Here is a 361-nt window from a genome sequence, read left to right as displayed (position 1 = left end):
AGATTATTCTATAGCCATAGACCATGAAATAAATCATATTATCCAAACAGAGCAAATGTTTAGTATTGATACATTTTGGAAGAAAACAATAATCAGTGTTACCTCTATTCTCCATGATGTAATATCAGTATTGTCTGCCAAAGCAAGAACACAAAATATTACACTTACGTCTTCTATTCAACTTCCTGAGAAATTAATCATTAAAGGCAATTCAATGGGCCTTAAGCTAATAATTTCAAATCTCCTTAGCAATGCCATTAAATACAGTGAAGAACTTGGCGAAGTAATAATGAAGTGCTATTTAGATAGGAAATACCTTATTATTGAAATTACTGATCATGGTATTGGTATGTCTACTGAA

Annotated in this window: 1 protein-coding gene; it reads left to right on the top strand. The window is 30.7% G+C overall.

The features are described 5' to 3' along the window. Positions 1-361 (top strand): ATP-binding protein (locus AOA61_RS30815; RefSeq protein ID WP_256583326.1); only part of this gene is annotated, 361 nt, incomplete at both ends.

This window comes from Pseudomonas sp. 2995-1 (assembly GCF_002742505.1).
GTDB classification, from domain to species: Bacteria; Pseudomonadota; Gammaproteobacteria; order Pseudomonadales; family Pseudomonadaceae; genus Aquipseudomonas; species Aquipseudomonas sivasensis.
Note: the sequence above shows the minus strand (reverse complement) of the source record. Positions and strands in the feature narration are given on the sequence as shown.